Origin of the sequence: Desulfonatronum sp. SC1 (assembly GCF_003046795.1) — a bacterium.
Classification (GTDB): domain Bacteria; phylum Desulfobacterota; class Desulfovibrionia; order Desulfovibrionales; family Desulfonatronaceae; genus Desulfonatronum.
On sequence record NZ_PZKN01000019.1, the window covers coordinates 33,710 to 52,568 of the forward strand.

At 62.6% G+C, this 18,859-nt stretch carries 13 protein-coding genes; 6 read left to right on the plus strand and 7 right to left on the minus strand.

Going from position 1 to position 18,859, the window contains the following annotated elements; translation table 11 throughout:
- Nucleotides 1–62: 62 nt before the first annotated feature.
- The gene (locus C6366_RS11290; RefSeq protein ID WP_107738074.1) at nucleotides 63–1,091 is read right to left on the minus strand and encodes a DUF21 domain-containing protein; all 1,029 of its coding nucleotides are present in this window, start codon (nucleotides 1,089–1,091) and stop codon (nucleotides 63–65) included.
- Between the two features lie 198 nt (nucleotides 1,092–1,289).
- On the opposite strand from C6366_RS11290, the gene C6366_RS11295 reads away from it, so the two are divergent.
- The 4 genes from C6366_RS11295 (at nucleotide 1,290) to treY (ending at nucleotide 8,526) form a co-directional block, all read left to right on the plus strand.
- On the plus strand, nucleotides 1,290–2,288 hold the full coding sequence (locus C6366_RS11295; RefSeq protein ID WP_107738010.1) for an amidoligase family protein: 999 nt from the start codon (nucleotides 1,290–1,292) through the stop codon (nucleotides 2,286–2,288).
- Nucleotides 2,252–3,088, plus strand: a complete 837-nt coding sequence (locus tag C6366_RS11300) for a gamma-glutamyl-gamma-aminobutyrate hydrolase family protein (protein WP_233248472.1) — start codon at nucleotides 2,252–2,254, stop codon at nucleotides 3,086–3,088. The genes C6366_RS11295 and C6366_RS11300 overlap by 37 nt, the downstream gene beginning before the upstream one ends.
- A 297-nt stretch (nucleotides 3,089–3,385) precedes the next feature.
- A complete protein-coding gene (gene glgX, locus C6366_RS11305; RefSeq protein ID WP_107738014.1) occupies nucleotides 3,386–5,563 on the plus strand; it encodes a glycogen debranching protein GlgX in 2,178 nt (725 codons plus the stop codon).
- 44 nt (nucleotides 5,564–5,607) lie between these two features.
- Nucleotides 5,608–8,526: a malto-oligosyltrehalose synthase gene (gene treY, locus C6366_RS11310; protein ID WP_107738016.1), complete on the plus strand. Its 2,919-nt coding sequence runs from the start codon at nucleotides 5,608–5,610 to the stop codon at nucleotides 8,524–8,526.
- A 285-nt stretch (nucleotides 8,527–8,811) separates the two neighbouring features.
- On the opposite strand, the gene C6366_RS11315 is transcribed toward treY, so the two are convergent.
- The 5 genes from C6366_RS11315 to C6366_RS11335 form a co-directional block, all read right to left on the minus strand.
- Nucleotides 8,812–9,579, minus strand: coding sequence for a TIGR04219 family outer membrane beta-barrel protein (locus C6366_RS11315; protein WP_199221493.1), 768 nt, complete (start codon nucleotides 9,577–9,579; stop codon nucleotides 8,812–8,814).
- Entirely contained in the window at nucleotides 9,576–10,166 is a 591-nt protein-coding gene (locus tag C6366_RS11320; RefSeq protein WP_107738018.1) for a cysteine hydrolase family protein, read from the minus strand. Before C6366_RS11320 ends, C6366_RS11315 begins: the two co-directional genes overlap by 4 nt.
- Before the next feature lie 9 nt (nucleotides 10,167–10,175).
- Nucleotides 10,176–10,478 (minus strand): Dabb family protein, encoded by a 303-nt coding sequence (locus tag C6366_RS11325; protein WP_107738020.1) that lies wholly within the window; start codon nucleotides 10,476–10,478, stop codon nucleotides 10,176–10,178.
- Nucleotides 10,479–10,514: 36 nt separating this feature from the next.
- The gene (locus C6366_RS11330) at nucleotides 10,515–15,164 is read right to left on the minus strand and encodes a glutamate synthase-related protein (protein ID WP_233248473.1); all 4,650 of its coding nucleotides are present in this window, start codon (nucleotides 15,162–15,164) and stop codon (nucleotides 10,515–10,517) included.
- Between the two features lie 200 nt (nucleotides 15,165–15,364).
- A complete protein-coding gene (locus C6366_RS11335; RefSeq protein WP_158269749.1) occupies nucleotides 15,365–16,117 on the minus strand; it encodes a TIGR03915 family putative DNA repair protein in 753 nt (250 codons plus the stop codon).
- Between the two features lie 48 nt (nucleotides 16,118–16,165).
- Here C6366_RS11335 and C6366_RS19625 point away from each other — a divergent pair, with 48 nt between their 5' ends.
- Nucleotides 16,166–16,393, plus strand: coding sequence for a type II toxin-antitoxin system HicB family antitoxin (locus tag C6366_RS19625; RefSeq protein WP_158269750.1), 228 nt, complete (start codon nucleotides 16,166–16,168; stop codon nucleotides 16,391–16,393).
- 9 nt (nucleotides 16,394–16,402) lie between these two features.
- On the opposite strand, the gene C6366_RS11340 is transcribed toward C6366_RS19625, so the two are convergent.
- Nucleotides 16,403–17,731: a putative DNA modification/repair radical SAM protein gene (locus C6366_RS11340; protein ID WP_107738024.1), complete on the minus strand. Its 1,329-nt coding sequence runs from the start codon at nucleotides 17,729–17,731 to the stop codon at nucleotides 16,403–16,405.
- Nucleotides 17,732–17,909: 178 nt separating this feature from the next.
- On the opposite strand from C6366_RS11340, the gene htpX reads away from it, so the two are divergent.
- Nucleotides 17,910–18,800, plus strand: a complete 891-nt coding sequence (gene htpX, locus C6366_RS11345; protein WP_107738026.1) for a protease HtpX — start codon at nucleotides 17,910–17,912, stop codon at nucleotides 18,798–18,800.
- The last annotated feature ends 59 nt before the right edge of the window (nucleotides 18,801–18,859 follow it).

Sequence of the window (18,859 nt, forward strand, 5' to 3'; positions counted from 1 at the left end):
AAGCGTAGGGTATGCGCAAGGGGGAGGATGATCAACCGGAAGCACTTCCGCCGCCCGCGCCGTCATCCTTCCACCGGTTTGGGCTCCTCCCGCACAATCCCCCGCAACAGTCGGCCGAGAATGTCCGAGCCGGTGATCACGTGCTTTTCCTCGCCCCAATAAAGGATGATGTCGTTGTCGATCACATCGTCGTCCGTTCGTTCCGGCTGGACCTTCAGGTGGGGTATCACGGCCCCCAGACTGGTCATGGGGTCGCGGATGATGATCGGTCGGTGGCAGTGGGCCATGGGATTAAACGTGTCCGGCTCGAAAAAGGCTTCGCGCAGAAAGGAGGCCACGTTCACGACGTAACGCGGCTCCCCCTCCTGGTCCACGAGGATCACCCAGGTTTTTCCGGAGCTTTGCACGAGCCTGAGAAACGGATCCACGCTGGACGGCCTGATGGAGGGAAAAACAGGCTTGCCGTTGTCGAACTTCATGGTCAGGATACTTTGCGGGTCCGCGCTCTCGCCCTCCGCGGCCACGGGCAGATCGTCCAGGGCCAGAAAGTTCAGACTCCCCTTGCCCTCCACCTTGTCGATCTCCGTGGAGGACGACTCCATGTGCATCTTGATCAGCTCCCGCAGATCCCGCTCCCGAAAGTAACCGATCCCCTCGGGCCCCAGCCACTTGTCCAAAAGCAGGGCCGTGGGCTTGACCACGGGGTACAGGGCTATCTGGTAGATCCTGATCACCGGGGCCAGCATGGCCCCCATCCGCAGCGCGTTTCGGGAGAAGTACGCCTGAGGCATGATCTCCCCGCAGATGGTGATCAGCACGGTGGAAAACAGGAACGCGGCCACTCCGGCGAGCACGGAACTGGACAATAGGGCCAAAAGGACGTTCACCCCCACGTTGGACCAGAGGATGGTCACCAGCAGCAAGTTGGCGTCCCGGCGCAGGTGCAAGACCCGCCGGGCATGCGCGTTGCCACGGGAAGACTCCATCTCCAGATGAAGCTTGCTCACGGAGAAATAGGCCAGGTTCAGCCCGGAAAGCATGGCTGACTGGGTCAGGCAGATCAGGATTCCGATCCAAATGAAAGTGGTCATGGCGGCGAGGGGATGGAGATGGCGGCAAAATTGCCGATGGAGCTGCCGTTGGCGTAAGACGTGGACATCGTTGCCGAGTCTCAATTTTGACTTGCCCGGCCCGCGCCGTTACGCTTGATACCTTCTACACCCTTTCACGCGGGCCTTCCAGGCCCTGCGTCGGCCAAACACCATTCCCGGCAACACATTGGAGCGTATATGCCTCGATTCATCCTGCCCGACCAGATGCACACCCCTGACTGTGAGGTCCGTCGCGTGGGCGTGGAGATGGAAATGGCCGGGCTGGAGCTGCCGGTCATGGCCCAGGCGGTCAAGGATCTGTTCGGCGGTCACATCGATTCCAAAAGTCCTTTTGAAATCCACGTCCTGGAGACGCGCCACGGAGCGTTCGCCGTGGAACTGGACGCCAGCCTGCTCAAGAATCACGAATACCAGCCTTATCTGGCCAAGGTCGGCATCGACCTGGACGCCAGGGGCGACCAGCAAACCTTCGACGCCATGCTGGCCCGCCTGGCGGCCGGCGTCGTGCCCAGCGAAGTGGTGGCTCCGCCGATTCCGGTCATGGTCCTGGAGGACATGGACGCCTTGCGGGACAGGCTGCGTCGGGATGGCGCCAAGGGCACCCGTACGGCCCTGGTCTACGCCTTCGGGGCTCAGTTCAACGTGGAGGCCGTTCGACTGGACGCGGCTTACCTGCGAAACATTCTGCGCGCCTACGTGCTGCTCCACGACCGGCTGACAGAGCGGGGGGCCGTGGACCTCTCCCGCAAGATCTCGCCGTATATCCGGGCCTTTCCCGGCGGATACGTCCGGCTGCTTCTGAACAAGGACTACACGCCGGACCTCCCCGACCTGATCCGCGACTACCTCCTGCACAATCCCACCCGCAACCGCCCCCTGGACATGCTCCCGCTGTTTGCGCACCTGGAACGGGATCTGGTCATGAACGCGCCGGTGGAAACCCACCTGATCAAACCCAGGCCCGCATTCCACTACCGCCTGCCCAACTGCCAGATCGACGAATCGGATTGGTCCCTGGCCAAGCCGTGGAACGACTGGATCATGGTGGAAAAGCTGGCCGCGGATGAGAATCGCTTACGGGAGCACGCCCGGGCCTACCTGGAAAAACCAGGGGAAGTCGTGGCCCGGATGGTGGACGAATGGGTGGACATGTTGGGGACGTGGCTGAAGCGATGAACGGGAAAAAGCCGGTAATCGGCGTCACCGGCCCGGATCACGGCGGCCTGGCCGCTTGGTGGTTCACCCGCTTGGCGGTTTGGCGGGCCGGCGGCCGGGCGTTGCGGATCACGCCCCGGCGTCCCCGCCACGTTCAGGAACTGGACGGCCTGATCATCGGCGGCGGCGCGGACGTGGCGCCGGACCTGTACGGCGCCGAGCCGTTGAGGCCTCCCGAAAAAATGGCCGAGGAAATGACACGGGGAGAAACGGACTGGTTTCGACGCGGCCTGGCCTTGCTGGCCTTTCCCCTAATGCTGCTGATCCGGAGAATCCTGACCACCCGCAACCCCGGTCTGAACACGGACCGCGACGAACTGGAGCAGAACCTGCTCCGCTCGGCCCTGGAACGCGACCTGCCCATTCTGGGCATCTGCCGCGGCGCGCAACTGATCAACGTAACCCTGGGCGGCACCCTGCACCAGCACCTGACCGGCTTTTACCAGGAATCCCCCAATATCCGCAGCCTGCTGCCCCGCAAAACCATCCAGGTGGAGCCGGACTCCCTGCTGGCCCGCGGCCTCAAATGCGCCATATGCGGCGTCAACGCGCTGCACGACCAGGCCGTGGACAAGCTCGGCCGGACCGTGCGCGTCACGGCCCGGGAACCAAACGGCGTGATCCAGGCCGTGGAGGCCACGAACAAAACCTTTGTCCTCGGGGTCCAATGGCACCCCGAATACCTCCCCCACCACCGCCGCCAACAACGCCTGTTCCGCGCCCTGGTCCAGACTGCTCGAAAACCACGTCGCTCCATCTGAAAGGCGACAACCAGCTTTCGAAAAAAACATGTCATGACCAACAAGGCATGACATCCCGCATTTGCAAGAACCGGACAATGGGCTTATTCTGGGTGGACTGGAATCGAAAAGAGTGAACAAATCAATACATTCACGACTGTTCGGCTTTGAGGCGACGACTCGGTTTCGGCTCGTAACGGCTCGTATCGGGCCATCCTCTTTTCCCGTAATGCAACGTGGAAGCCTCTCGTCGGCCCAACGTCAGTAATCGTCGCCCTTCATTAGCCATTTTCGACAATCTTCTTCAGGAGCAACACCATGAACGCGGCTGAAACAGCCTTGAACGGCACTCCCTCAAAGCCCAGCGGCCCCCGGGTCTGGCCCGGTTCTCCCAATCCCTTGGGGGCCACATGGGACGGTTCCGGGGTGAGTTTCGCCCTGTTCTCGGCCCATGCCGAAAAGGTCGAACTATGCCTGTTCGATAGCGACGGGGTTACGGAGACCGCCCGGATCACCCTGCCGGAATACACCCATGAAGTCTGGCACGGCTATCTGCCGGACGCCCGGCCCGGACAGCTTTACGGCTACCGCGTCCACGGCCCCTACGAGCCCTTGGCGGGACACCGTTTCAACCCCAACAAGCTGTTGCTGGACCCCTACGCCAAGGTCCTGGTCGGAAATCTGAAATGGGACGACGCATTGTTCGGCTACACGGTGGGCCACCCGGACGAAGACCTGTCCTTTGACGAACGGGATTCCGCGCCCTTCATGCCCAAGTGCCAGGTGGTGGACCCTGCCTTCACCTGGGGCCGATCCATGGACTTCCGGCCCTGGCACGAAACCGTGATCTACGAAATGCACGTCCGGGGCTATACCATCCTCCATCCCGAGGTGCCCGAGGAGTTCCGGGGGACCTTCGAGGGCCTGGCTTCCCAGCCGGTGGTCGACCATCTCAAGAATCTGGGCATCAAGGCCATCGAGCTGCTGCCCATCCACGCTTTTCTTCAGGACCGCCACCTGATCGAACGCGACCTTGGCAACTACTGGGGCTACAATTCCATCGGCTACTTCGCGCCCAACCCGGACTACCTCCGCCCCAGAAACGACCTCTCGTCCTTTAAAAGTTTTGTTCAGAAAATGCACGACGCCGGGATCGAGGTGATCCTGGACGTGGTCTACAACCACACCGCCGAGGGCAATCATCTCGGACCGACCCTCTCTTTTCGAGGCATCGACAATTATTCCTATTACTATTTGATGGACGACCAACCGCGGTTCTACAACGACTTCACGGGCACTGGAAACGCCCTGGAGCTGCGCCATCCCAAGGTCTTGTCCATGGTCATGGATTCGTTGCGCTACTGGGTGCACGTGATGGGTGTGGACGGCTTTCGTTTCGACCTGGCCACCACCCTGGCCCGGGTGGAGGGCCCCTACGACGAGCACGCCAGCTTTCTGGATGCCGTGGCCCAGGACCCGGTCCTGGGCCATGTCAAGCTGATCGCCGAGCCCTGGGACACCGGCCTGGGCGGATATCAGGTGGGCAATTTCCCGCCGGGCTGGGCAGAGTGGAACGACCAGTACCGGGACACCATGCGCAAATTTTGGAAAGGAGACGAGGGACTGCTGCCCGAGTTTGCGGGCCGCTTCTCCGCCTCCGCGGACATCTTCAACCGCCGCGGACGACGGACCTGGGCCAGCGTGAACTTCATCACGGCCCACGACGGCTTCACCCTGCACGATCTGGTCAGCTACAACCACAAGCACAACGAGGACAACGGGGAAAACGGCCGAGACGGTTCGGACAACAACAATTCCTGGAATTGCGGCGTGGAAGGTGAGACGGACGATCCGGAAATTCTTGCCCTGCGCCGCCGCCAGATGCGCAATTTACTGGCCACCCTGCTGTTGTCCCAAGGAACACCCATGCTCACCGCCGGGGACGAGTTCGCCCGCACCCAGCAGGGCAACAACAACGCCTACTGTCAGGACAGCGAGATCAGTTGGCTGGACTGGTCGGCCATCGACGAAGCCGGCCGGGCCCAGACCGACTTCGTCGCCCGGCTGCTCGCCCTTCGCCACCAACACATCGTCTTTCACCGCAACCGCTTCTTCCACGGAGACATCATCCCCGGTACGCAGGTCAAGGACGTGATCTGGCTGCATCCCGACGGCCGCGAGATGACCCGGGACGACTGGCACGACCACGAGGCCCGATCCCTGGCCATCCGTCTGAGCGGCGAGGCCGGCATCGTCCACCTCACGGAAACCGGGGAACAGGAACCGGACGACACCTTCCTGCTCCTGGTCAACGCCAGCCATGAAGACGTGGCGTTCGTGCTGCCCAATGGAGACAGCGGAGCCTGGGAGCCCCTGGTGGACACCATGTCCGAGGACGGACAACCCGAAGGCGACGTCGGCCCCCATTCACCGGGCGTGAAACTGACCCTGGGAGGGCGCTCGTTGCGCTTGCTGCGGCTGGTGGCGGAGGCGTAGTGAGTCAGAGAAGAGATAACATTTCACTCATAAGAGATCGCCCGATGAACCCGCTCTACGCTCCCACTTCCTTCTACCGCCTGCAATTCCATGCCGGCTTCACTTTTGCCCACGCCCAGAGGATCGTGCCCTATTTGCGGGACTTGGGCGTCAGCCACGTGTACACGTCGCCGATCCTGGCCGCCCGGCCCGGCTCCACCCACGGCTACGACATCGTGGACCACCAGTCCCTGAACCCGGAACTCGGCGGACGGAAGGGCTTCGACGCCCTCAGCGCGGCCCTTCGGGAAGCCGGGATGGGGCTGGTCATGGACATCGTACCCAACCACATGGGCATCGGCCGCAGCGACAACCAGTGGTGGCTGGACGTGCTGGAATGGGGCCGCAGCAGTCGCTTTATCCATTTTTTCGATATTGAATGGTTTCCCCAGACCCAGGGCATCCACGATCAGGTCTTGCTGCCCGTACTGGGCGACCTTTACGGCGCGGTCCTGGAGCGCGGCGAACTGCGCCTGCGTTTCGACGCGCAAGTCGGGTCCTTCAGCGTCTGGTACTACGAGCACCGCTTTCCCGTCTGCCCGTCCGCCTATCACCGAATTCTGACCCCCTGCCTGGAATATGCCGGAGAGGAAACAGCCGCGCATCCGGAAATCCGCGCCGCGCTCACCGAATCCAAACGCCTGCGGACCACGCCCCGCTCCGGAACCCGGCGCAAGGCCCTGCGCACCCGGGGAGAAACCTTCAAATCCACTCTGGCCCGGTTGAGCGGAGATTTCCCGGAGCTGCGCCGCGCCCTGAAGTATGCCGAGCATCTTTTCTCACCCGAAAACCCTGACGGTCGGGGGCTGGAGCGACTGCACAAGCTGCTGGAACGCCAGCACTATCGCCCGGCTTTCTGGCGGGTGGCCGGGCACGAAATCAATTATCGCCGTTTTTTCCAGATCAACGACCTGGCCGGATTGCGCGTGGAGGAACCCGAGGTCTTCGCCGCGGCCCACGGCCTGATCCGGGACCTGGTGGCCGCCGGGCAGGTGCACGGGCTACGCATCGACCACATCGACGGGCTCTATGATCCCGCCGGATATCTGGACCGGCTGCAGAAGCTGCTCAAGCCCCAGGCCGCAAGTCTGGGCTTCGTCACCGGCCGCTTTCCGGTCTATGTGGAGAAAATCCTGGAAGAACACGAAACCCTCCGCGGCCGCTGGCCGGTGCATGGAACCACGGGATACGACGCCCTCAGTGAGATCAACGCCGTGCAGATCGACTCCGGAGGTCTGGCCGAGCTGCGCGCCATGTACGAAGCCCGGGAGGGCGCTGGAAGCGCGGACGCCCATGCCGAAGGCGTGCGGGCCAAACGGCAGATCATGGACCAGGAACTGGCCTCGGAACTGGAAGTCCTGGCCACGGAAACCACCCGTTTGCTCAAGCGCGACCCGGCGACCCGGGACTTTTCCCGAGGCGAGATCCGCCAAGCCCTGCGGGAAATCGTGTCCCGTTTTCCAGTCTACCGAACCTATGTCGGCTCCAGGGGGCCTTCCGTCGAGGACGTCCGGGACCTGGACTGGGCCCTGGGCCTGGCAAGGCGGGCCCGGGCCGTGAGCCACCCCCGGCTCTTCGACGTGCTGGAGGCCCTGCTCAAGGCCTCCTGGCAAAAACGCACCAACGGCCGCCCCCGGGCCGACGTTCTGCGCCTGGCCCGCAAGTTCCAGCAGTTCACCGGACCGGCCATGGCCAAGGGCATGGAGGATACCACGTTCTACCGGGTCTTGCCGCTGATTTCCATGAATGAGGTAGGCATGGGGCCGAACCGAAGGATCAGCACGGCCGGAGATTTTCACCAGCAGATGCAGCGCCGTGTCGCGGACTGGCCCAAGGCCATGGTCACCACGGCCACCCACGACACCAAACGCAGTGAGGACGTCCGGTCCCGGATCGCGGTCCTTTCGGAACTGCCCAAGGCCTGGGCCGAACGGGTGGAACGCTGGCAGACCCTCAACCGCCGGGCCCGTCGCGAGTCCGCCCTCGGCCCTCTGCCCTCCAGCCGGGACGAGTACCTGTTCTACCAGACCCTGGTCGGTGTCTGGCCTCCGGAAGGACTCGGCCCGGACCTACCCGGAGCGGCGACTCTCTCCGCGTTGCAAGACCGATTACAAGCCTACATGGTCAAGGCGGCCCGGGAGGCCAAGATCAGCACCTCCTGGCTGAACCCGGACGAGGAATACGAACAGGCCCTGACCGACTTCACGGCCCAGGTCCTGGATTCCGGCCCGACGGCCGCACCGTTTTTGCGCGACGTCCAGGAGTTCGTGGCCAAACTGGCCGTGCCTGGCGCGTGCAACGCCCTGACCCAGACGATCCTGCGCCTGACCATGCCCGGAGCGCCGGACAACTACCAGGGTACGGAACTCTGGGACGACTCCCTGGTGGACCCGGACAATCGCCGTCCCTTGAACTTCACGGACAGATGGGATGGTTTACGGGAGTTTCAAGCCACGGAGGCCGAAGAAAATCAAATAGACTACGTAGCGTCGCTCAAGAGGACCTGGCACGACGGGCGTATCAAGCAGTACGTCCAATGGCGCCTGCTGACGCTGCGCCGCGCCCATCCGGAGCTGTTTCTGAACGGGAACTACGTCCCCCTGGAGGTTTCAGGGACCAGAGCGAACAACATCCTCGCCTTTGCCCGCATCCATCGGACCCATGGACGCCAGGCGGTCATCGCGGCCCTGCCCCGCCTCGTCGCGGACCTTTGCCCGCCGGACGGCGGATTTCCCACCGGTGAAGCCTGGTCGGCCACGACCATCGCCCTGAACACGGCCCTGCCCAAAGCCGGCAAGGAAGGACACTGGCGCAACCGTTTCACCGGACGGCCCCTCTCTCCCACGGACGGCGTGCTCACCGCGGCCGAACTCTTCGCCGACCTGCCCTGGGCGGTGTTGGTCTTCACGCGAACAGGCGGATAATCGCGGTTGACCAGCCTTCCCCTCGAAAAAAAAGCATCTACTCAGCACATTATGTTTCCGCTCTTGTTCCGGCAATCGGAATCGGGGTCGGGGTCGGAATCGGCATCGAAACAGGAAAAATATAGAACGCATCCCAGCGTTTTCGATCCCGATCCCGATTCCGATTCCGACCCCGACAGCAGCATAATTTTGTGCTGAATAGTTACAAAAAAAAGATTGATAGGACAGGCATGCTGCCTGTCCTGTTTCAATGTATCCGAAACGAAGGGAAGGTGGGTCAACGAATCAAAAGCTGATCCCGATCTCCGCGAACGGGCCGCTGATGTCCACGTCGGCCTTGAGGCCTTTTTCGTCGATGGAGATGGAGTCGTAACGGTACCCGCCGGCAAGAAAGAGGTGGTCCAGGGGATCGAAGCGCACCCGGCCGATGAGGCTGTAGAAATGGTTTCCGGCGTAGGTCACGCCGCGGGCCTCGGCCTCAAGGGCGAAGAAGTCCAGGGGCCGCAGGCTGGCTCCGGCGTAGAGCGTGGGTACGGGCAGAAGCAGGCTTTCGGACTCGGAAAGCCCGGCCTGCTCCTGACGGACCTCGATATCCACGTCCATCAGCCGCAGGTTCAGCCCCAAATCCACGTTGAACATGCCCAGGGTCGCCGCCTTCAGCCCCGGGATTCCGTAGAACAGGCTCACGTCGTACTGGTTCAGCCGCAGCTTGCCGTCGATGGGCGCATCCGCTGAAAAAGTCTGGTTCCCGAAGGTGAAGCTCCCTTTGGCCGTCCCCTTGCCCGAAAAGGTCGTCGGCGTGGCCATGAATCCGATATTGGGGAGGATCAGCGGGGTTTCCAGCCGAGCGCGGAAGAGCAGACCGGTCTTGTCGTCCAGTCCCAGGCTGCTTTCCAGGTCGAGCCGATCATGGCCCGTCTGGCCCTTGTAGGTCACGTCCCCGGAGGGGGACTGATGCCAGACGCCCACCGCCGCCTCGAACCCCGCGGCCCCGGCCCATCCGGGAAGAATTAGCACGATGCACGCCGCCAAAGCGGCCCAAAACTTGGTCACAGCAGCTTCTCCTCTGAAAGATTGATCAATTCCTGAAACGGAATGCACATCATGCCCATATTGCGCATGTCCTCGATATTGTTCGCCGCGATCCGCTCGGTCTGGGCGGAGCAGGCGTCCGTGGCCACGATCACCCGGTAGTCCCGGCCCAGGGCGTCCATGGCCGTAGCCCGGATGCAGTTGGGATACTGGGTTCCGGCTACGATCAGCGTCTCCGCTCGCAGACGACGCAACAGTAAATCCAGCTCCGTACCCAAAAACGCGCTGAAACGCTGTTTGGTCAACACGTAATCGCCGGAGCGCGGCATCAGCTCCGCCACGATCCGCGCCCCGGGCGTCCCGGCCACGCAGATGCCCACGCCGTTCTGAAACAGCTCTTGCCGGGTATATTCCACGTCGCTGCCGTCGGGCCGGTGTTCCCGAACCACGTGGATCACCGGCCAGGATCGCTTCCGGGCATGCTCCGCCAGCGCGGCGATGACTGGAATGGTCTCCCTGGCCCCGGCAACGGCGGCCAGGGCGTCGGGCAAAACGAAATCGTTCTGCATGTCCACGATCAACAGAGCGGGACTAAAAAAACCGGACACGGCGTCCTCCTATATCTCGTAATCCACCACGCTCCGGTCAACGACCACCTTCTTCACGAATTCCACGCAGCGCTGATGCTCCGGATGCTGTTGATAAACTTGAAGGGCGTCACGAGATTCCAGTTCGGAGTATAGAACAACCTGCCAGGCCGGAGAAGCCTGAAAGACATCCAGCCCGACCTCCAGGTGCAGCAGGCCCGGAATCTTGCCGTTCAGCGCCTCCAACATCTGCTTCATCTTCTTCCCGTTCTCCTCCGCCCCGGCCCCTTCGGCCTGGTCTTTCAACGTCCACATCACGATATGCTTAATCATTGGGTCTCTCCTCGATTCGGTTATGGGTTGTGAAATCTACTCCGCCTTGGGCGGATTCTTGTCAGCCGGGACGATCATCACGAAACGGGTTTCGGCTTCGGCCATCAATCGCTCTACCGCCAGGGCTTCCTCCGCTTGGAAGGTGGCTCGGAGTTCGGCCACGTAGCGGCCGACCAGCTCGCGGATATCCGTGAGTCCCTGTTCGGTGACGTCCCGGACGGCCACGTCCGCGCCGCTGGCCAGACGCCGTCGGATCGCGGCCTTGTCGAATCCGAATTCCGGGTAGAGGCATGGATAGACCACCCCGCCGGTCATGCCGGAGCAGATCCACGGTCCGGGGTCGCCGAGGATCACGGCCCGCCCGCCGGTCATGTATTCGAAGGCAAACCCTTTCAGGTGGGCGCGCACCGCCAGGTTGCCCTCTTCATCCCGGACCCTGGACGTGATCCGGGCTCCGAACACTGCGTCCGCGCCGGACATCCGAATGCAGGCCCGGGAGTCGGCGTAGTTCTGGACCATGAGCATCCCCCCGATGGCGCCGTAGGCGAAGCTCTTCCCCGTGGACCCGTCCACCCGGCGGCCCATCAGGTTCGCGCCCTTGAACACGCCGCAGGCCCCGCCAAAGCTGCTCTTGGCCGTGCCGTCCTGGGCCCCGCCATCCACCATCACTTCAATGCCCGGGATGTTGAAGGCGCACAGACCGTTGCCGGGTACCGACGAGTCCAGACGCAATCTGGCCCGGCGCTCCCCGGAATCACCGAACCGGCGGACCACGGCCCCGGCCAGGTAGGTGCCCATGGCCCGGTCCACGCTGCGCACGTGCTGATCCGTGTACCGGACCTCATGGGTCTGCTCGTCGGCGAACTCGGCCAGGGAGATGTCCGCCACCAGTTTGGTCAGGACGTTCAGCGGCTTGCGCACCATGCGCAGGGCTCCGGCGGGTCCGACGGCGCCGTCCATGGCCGGGCGGGCCAGGATGTCCGTCAGGGCCACGACGTCGAGGTGAGAGCTCTGGGCCAGAAAATCCGTGCGCCCGACCACGTCTCGAACCCGGCTGACGCCCAGGTCGGCCAGAATGGCCCGTATTTCCTCGCCGATACAGGTGAACAGCCGCACCAGGTTGCCGGTTTCCGCGGCCGCTTGCAGCGGAGTAAATCCCTTCACGCCGCGCTTTTCCGCGTCGGCCTTGGTCCGCAGCTGGGTGGAGATGCCCCGGGGGCAGGTGTCCAGGTGGCAGCGCTGGCAGCTGATGCAGCCCACGCCCATCAGAGCCGCGGTGCCCATGCCTACCCGGTCCGCGCCGAGGAAGATCACCTTCAGGGCATCCGCGCCGCTGCGCAACCCGCCGTCGGCCCACAGTTCCACGCCATCCCGCAGGCCAGACTCCACCAGTGCCCGATGAGCTTGACTCACCCCGATCTCCGCGGGCAGGCCGACATACTTCTTGCTGTGCTCCCGGGCCGCGCCCGTGCCCCCGTCGAAACCGGAGACCGTGACTATGTCCGCCCCGGCCTTGGCCACGCCCACGGCAATGGTGCCCACTCCGCTGGTCACCGGGATCTTCACCGAAACCCTGGCCATGGGGTTGGCGGTCTTCAGCTCGGTGATGATCTGGGCCAAATCCTCGATGGAATAGATGTCGTGATGATTGGAGGGGGAGATCAGGGCGATGCCCGGCTTGCAGTGCCGGGCCTGGGCCACCATGGCCGTGACCTTCTGGCCGGGCAGGTGCCCGCCCTCGCCGGGCTTGGCCCCCTGACCGATCTTGATTTCCAGAAAATCCACGGAATTGAGAAAAGCCATGTGCACGCCGAACCGGCCCGAGGCGATCTGCTGGCCCCGGTTGTGGCGGTATTTGCCGAGCATGTCCGGAATCTCCCCGCCCTCCCCGTTCATGCACACGATGTTCAGAATCCGGGCGGCCTCGGCGTAGCTCCGGAAGGAGTTCTCTCCCTGGGAGCCGAAGCTCATGGCCGGAATGACCAGGGGCATGGCATGACCGCCAATGGAGATGTCCACTTCGCTCATGGCCAGGGGCACGGCCTTGCTGGGCCGCGTAAAGCCCAGGACGTGCCGCAAGGCCACTGGACTCTCCTGTTCCAAAGCGGCCAGTTCCTGGGCCATCTCCCGAAATCCGGCCACCCCGGTGGCGGCCCGGCGCATCACCCGCCCGACCTTGGTGTTTCGGGCCGGGGTGCTCCAGAGTTGGGCCGAGGTTTCCCGAAGAGCCCTGTCCAGCCGGACATGGGCGATTTTTTCCAGCCGGGACAAGGACAGGCCGACATCCGGAGACTGGCAGAAGTTGGCGCACTTGAAGATTTTCGCCAGATCCTCGGCCAGGCCGATGGAGGAAAAAATCCGACCATAGCCGCACAGTTCATGGATGCCCATGGTGGACATGACCTTTTCCATGCCCTTCTGAAGCACGTCCATGGTGGTCCGGATCACGGTCTCGGCCGACCGGCTCTCCGTGGCGTGCTCCCGGGCCATACGCCAGATCATGTACGGATTAATCGCATCCGCCCCCAGTCCAAGCAGGAACATCACATCGTGCAGGTTGCGCACGGCAGCGCTGCGCACGACCAATGAACAGCGCCGCCGCAGTCGGTGTTTTTCCAGATAATTGCCGATCACGGCCAGGGCCAGGCCTGGATCGACATATACCAGTCCGTCGGAAAACGTCCTTGAATCGTCCAGAACCAGCAGCACGGCCCCGGCGTCGATGGCGGCCCTGGCCTCCAAACATAAATCGGTAAGACGCCGCTCCAGGCGGCCTTGGCCGTTGCCAGCAGGTCCGCTGCCTGGCCCGCTGTCTGGATCGTCGGTTTTAGCTTCGAACACCGCATCTAGGACGGCCACCCGGCCCGGGTCCCGACCCTGCCCCGAAAAAAAAGAAAGCACGGAGTCCATGGTCTGGGTGCCGAACTCCGCGGCCAACTGGGACAGAGCCGATCCGCAGACCCGGCCATCCAGGCAACCGCCCAGCAGCAGCGGCGTTCGCAGTTCCAGCCCCACGGCCCCGGACCGCTCCCTGTTGTCAATCTCCGGCCGGTCGCCGAGAATGCAGCGGGTGGTGAAATGGTCGGCCTCCCGCTCCCGGTCAATGGCCGGATTGGTGACCACGGCCACATTTTCCTTGAAAAACTCGGAAATGTTGGGCAACCCTTCCGGGCTCAGGCAGGCCAGCGGCCCCTGGTAGCCCATGGAGCCGATCAGCGCCCCGCCAATAATGGTCGCCGTTTTCTTGCGCATCTCCACATCGTACTTGTGCCAGCCCAGGGCCGCCAGCACGTTTTCCCGCACCATTTCGCCCGGCGACATCCGCGACCGACCGTCGTCGAGCAGGTTTTCCAAACCAAAAGCTCCCTCCGGCTGCTCCGGGACAGTTTGATACAACGTGCCGATCCGCTCCCGCAAACCGCTGCGGCCTTGCATCAGCCGAACCAGTTGGCGCTGAAAAGCCCGGTAGTTGAACACCACTGCCCGCCTACCGGTCAGGGACAGGATGGCCATTTTCTCCCCGGGAGCCAGGGGCACGGGGTCCGTGGCCGTGTCCTCCAAATCCACCACGCCCTTTTCCGAGGACAGATAATAGTTGTAGTCGCTCTCGCCGAACCACAACGGACGCAGCCCCAGGGCGTCCACGCTGCCGATGCAGACGTCCCCGTGCCGGGCGATGACCGCGGCCGGTCCCTGGGCCGATGGCGGGAAGAACCAGCGGTAAGTTTGATAGACCTTGCGCAGGTCCTCGGGATAATGCTCCACCTCACTGTGCACCGCCGGGAAGACCATGGCAAAGGCTTCGGTGAGTTCCAGTCCGTAACGGTGGATCAAGCCCTCGACGGCCCGATTCAGGTCCTGGGAATCGCTGCCCCCGGGCACGGGCTCGATGCCCAGATTACGCGACGCCCCGCGCAGCCGCTCAATGGTATTGATCTCGCCGTTGTGGGCCAGGATGGAAAATGGCTGGGTGCGCTCCACCGTGGGCAGGGTGTTGGTGGAATAACGACTGTGACCCAGGCAGATCTTGGACCGGGTGGCCGGATCGCGCAGCTCCGGATAGACCCGTTGCAGCAAATCCGGCCCGCCCCGGACCTTGTAGACCACGCTGTCCTGGGACAACGAAGCCACGTGCAGGTCCGGTTCCAGATCTTCCAGCTCCACCATCACCTTGAACAGCAATCGCCCGGAGTCAATGCGCACGTCCTGGCGGACCAGCCCGGCCACCTGCCAGAACAGCGGCGTCTCAACCCGGGCCATGGGCCCCAGCTCGTCGTCGTTGGTCCGTCCCCGCAACTCCAGAACAATATCCAGCCCCCGCAGGGCAAAGGTCTTGCGAACCGTGTCCAGAACGTCGTCGGCCCGCTCGCGGATCCGTCGGGGCAGGAGCAGATGGCCCACGAAAAACCCACTGGATTCGGCTAGATGGGGCGACAAGCCGGCTTCCAGGAGTCGGTGGCTCCACAGTTCCCGCGGCACGTCGGTCATGATCCCGCACCCGTCGCCCTCATCGTTGATGTCCCCGGATCGATGGGCCATCTTTTTCAAGGCCTCGATAGTTCGGACGATGTTGGCATGTGTCACGCGGCCGCGTTTGTCCACGAAGGCGATAATCGCGCAGGCGTCGCGCTCTTCGCAAATCGGTCGGCTGGAAGTGGTACTGCGGGATGGGATGAGCTTTGACACGAGGTCCTCCGTCTTGACATTGCGGAAATAGTGGGTTGGCGAAGAATCGACGTCCGTCGGCAAAGCTATGGCGGCGTCCTCGGCATCATTAGCCGACCGGGTGAAAGAAATCAAAAACTTCACGCGCTAAATCGCTCGGTTCAACCGTTCTATTCAACCGCTCGGTTCAGGCAATCAGTTTAGACGTTCAGTTCAGAAGTTCAATCCGGGCGCTCCACCAGATGCTTCCAATACCGCCGGGGCATGAAGCGGCGCTGCAAGGCTGGGTTACGACGTTCGGGCACGGCCAGGGACTGAACATATTCCCGCCAGAGATCCTGGAACGCGATTTCACGTTGGCTGAGCAGGGCGTCAACGTTGTCCGGAACCCCGACCACCGGGTGCAGGGTCTGACCGTCCCAGGCCACGGCCAGCCCGCGGCGTAGGTCGTGGATCACCCAGTTCTCACGGGGAAAGCGGCGTTGAAAATGGGGCGTCACGAACGGCAACACATTGTGGTCCGGCTCGAAGCGGGCGTACAGGGTTCCGTCTTGCAATTCCATGAACCGCAGCAGGCCGGTGACGCGGTGCGCCTCCTTGCCGACCTTGGCCTTCCAGTCCACCACCCGGCGCACGGCGGCGTTGGTCCGCATTCCCAGAACGTTTCTACCGGCCCGCAGCGTCAAGCGCGCGAACTCGTACAGCGGTTGTTCGGTGTCCTTAACCTCGGCCAGAAACACGTACATCACGTGTTGAACCGTTCCCTCTCCACCCGCTTGGCGCAAACGCTCTAGGAATTGAGCGGCCGTCTGGGCATGAACCGGAACCGGCGTCGGCGGCCACAACCTCGGCCGACCCCCAACCCCAACCTGAAAACCGCACCGCTCCAGCCCTTCCCCATCCGCCGCGGCAAAGGCGCACAGCAGCCCGTCAAAGCTGTTGTCGTAGGAGAAGATGCGTAGGGTTTGCTGCACAGGGAAAAAGTCCTTGTCAGAAAGTTCACCGCTTCCTAGATTCACGTCATGCAGACGCTTGAATATAAAAACTACATGGCTCGAGTCGACTTCGACGCCCGCGACAACATTCTGGTTGGCCGCATCACCGAAATTGAAGATATGGTGAGCTTCCACGCATCCACAACTGAAGAACTGAACGTGGCCTTTGTGGAAGCGGTTGAGGATTACCTTTCGACATGCAAGGCAATGGGCAAGCCGCCTAGTAGAACCATGTCCGATAAGGTAACTATCTGAAAAAACATCTTACCAAAGCGACAACTGCTTCATCCTCGGCGCACCAGGCTTTTCCAGGCCGCGGAGCACGTTTTCGGCCCGGGCCGGATTCCAGGTTTCGCTTTGCCAGAATTTGCCGCTGGCCGTGACGAAGAAGCGGGCTCGTTTCATGACCACGCCGAGCTTTTTGAGGTCTTCGGGATGCAGGGGGCCGAAGCGGCGGGCCGCGATGATTCTTCGGGCCGAACGGACCCCGATGCCGGGGATGCGCAGGAGCTGCTCCAGAAGAGCCCGGTTAACCTCCACGGGAAACAGGTCCGGATGGCGCAGGGCCCAGGCGGCCTTGGGATCGAGTTGCTCGTCCAGCCATTCGTGCTGGTCGTCGAAAAGCTCCGCGCTCCGAAAGCCGTAATACCGCAACAGCCAGTCCGCCTGGTACAAACGGTGCTCCCGGAGCAACGGCGGCGCGCTCAGGGCGGGCAGGCGATTATCCCGGCTGACCGGAACGTAGCCGCTGTAGTAGACCCGTTGCAGCCCGAACCGCCCGTACAGGGCCTCGGCCAGCCGCAAAATCTGCCGGTCCGGTTCCGGACTGGCTCCCACGATAAGCTGCGTGCTTTGCCCGGCGGGAGCGAACACCGGGCCTTTCGCGGTCCGGGCCGGAAGCCCCCGCCGGTCGTGCGTCGCTTCGCCGATCAGCTCGCTGATCCTGAGCATTGGCAGCAGCACTCCGTCCCGGGTCTTTTGGGGTGCCAGGCTGCGCAGGGAGGCCTCGGAGGGCAGCTCGATGTTCACGCTCAGCCTGTCCGCGACCAGACCGGCCCGCTGGATCAGTTCCGGCGCCGAGCCGGGGATGACCTTCAGATGGATGTACCCGCCAAAGCCATGCATGCGACGCAGATCTTCGGCCACCCGGACCATCCGCTCCATGGTCCAGTCCGGATTGCGGCAGACCGCGGAACTCAGAAACAAGCCCTCGATGTAATTTCGCCGATAAAAGTTCAGGGTCAGGTCCACGAGTTGGCCGACCGTGAACGTGGTCCGGGGCAGATCGTTGTCCCCGCGATTGACGCAGTACGCGCAATTGTACTCGCAGACGTTGGTATACAGAATCTTGAGCAGGGAAATGCACCGCCCGTCCGCGGCCCAACTGTGACAGATTCCGGAATGGGCCGGAGCGCCCAAGGTCGCCCCTTGGCGAACAGCCTTGGACCCACTGGAGGAACAGGATACGTCGTAGCGGGCCGACTCGGCCAGGATGGCCACCTTGCGGACCAGGTCCGGTCGATGAATAAACGCCGGGACGCCGCGATTCGATTCCTTTCCGCTGCCCGCAATCAAACCGGAGACCTTCTCCATAGTCTTCCCCTTTGCCAGCTCATCCTTGTTCGACAACCGATCCAGAAGATTTCAACGGACAATCGCATGCCGGTCAATCTTGCCTCGTGGGACAAGATTGATTATAAAGAATGATTAAGGCATACGGCAGCCTCGGATTGAGACACATATCTTCTTCACACAGGAGGTTTATCGGAAAATGAAACGGATTGCATTGTTTTTAATCACCAACATCGCCATCCTCGTGGTCTTGAGCATCGTCCTTTCCTTGCTCGGCTTCACGGGCATTCTTGATGAAACGGGCAGGGGTCTGGACTATGGTAGCTTGCTGGTCTTCGCCGCTGTTTTCGGCTTCGGAGGTTCGTTCATCTCCCTGGCCATATCCAAATGGATGGCCAAGCGCCTGACCGGGGCCAAGGTCATCACCTCGCCGCGCAATCAGGCCGAGGCCTGGCTTGTGGAAACCGTGAAAAATCAGGCGGCCCGTGCCGGCATCGGCATGCCTGAAGTGGCCGTTTACGACTCCGACGCTCCCAATGCCTTTGCCACGGGCATGAGCAAGAACAACGCCCTGGTGGCGGTGAGCACCGGGCTGATGCGCTCCATGACCCAGGACGAGGTGGAAGCGGTTCTGGCCCACGAGGTCAGTCACGTGGCCAACGGGGACATGGTCACCCTGACTCTGATCCAGGGCGTGGTGAACACCTTCGTGATCTTCATCTCCCGAGTCGTGGGCTACTTCGTGGACCGGGTCATCCTCAAGAACGAGGAAGGTCTGGGGCTGGGTTTTTTCATTACCAGCATCGTGGCCCAGATCGTTTTCGGCATCCTGGCCAGCGTCGTGGTGCTCTACTTCAGCCGTGAACGGGAATACCGGGCCGACGCAGGCGGTGCCAAGCTGGCCGGACGGGAAAAAATGATCGCGGCCCTGGAAAAGCTGAAACGGGGTGCTCAGGAACCGCTTCCGGAGCAGATGTCCGCCTTCGGCATCAACGGCAAACCCGAAGGCCACGGCCTGAAGTTGCTGTTCATGACCCACCCGCCGCTGGATGATCGAATCGCCGCCCTGAGGCGACAAAATATTCAGTAGATCCGATCTCAGACGTACCAAGATGCAAGGACGTCATTCGCGCATGCAATGACAGCCTT

Coding starts and splice junctions, on each gene's coding strand:
- C6366_RS19625 (WP_158269750.1), top strand. CDS start 16,166: ATGCAGACGCTTGAATATAAAAACTACATGGCTCGAGTCGACTTCGAC.
- C6366_RS11340 (WP_107738024.1), bottom strand. CDS start 17,731: ATGGAGAAGGTCTCCGGTTTGATTGCGGGCAGCGGAAAGGAATCGAAT.
- C6366_RS11295 (WP_107738010.1), top strand. CDS start 1,290: ATGCCTCGATTCATCCTGCCCGACCAGATGCACACCCCTGACTGTGAG.
- C6366_RS11290 (WP_107738074.1), bottom strand. CDS start 1,091: ATGACCACTTTCATTTGGATCGGAATCCTGATCTGCCTGACCCAGTCA.
- C6366_RS11325 (WP_107738020.1), bottom strand. CDS start 10,478: ATGATTAAGCATATCGTGATGTGGACGTTGAAAGACCAGGCCGAAGGG.
- treY (WP_107738016.1), top strand. CDS start 5,608: ATGAACCCGCTCTACGCTCCCACTTCCTTCTACCGCCTGCAATTCCAT.
- glgX (WP_107738014.1), top strand. CDS start 3,386: ATGAACGCGGCTGAAACAGCCTTGAACGGCACTCCCTCAAAGCCCAGC.
- htpX (WP_107738026.1), top strand. CDS start 17,910: ATGAAACGGATTGCATTGTTTTTAATCACCAACATCGCCATCCTCGTG.
- C6366_RS11300 (WP_233248472.1), top strand. CDS start 2,252: ATGGGTGGACATGTTGGGGACGTGGCTGAAGCGATGAACGGGAAAAAG.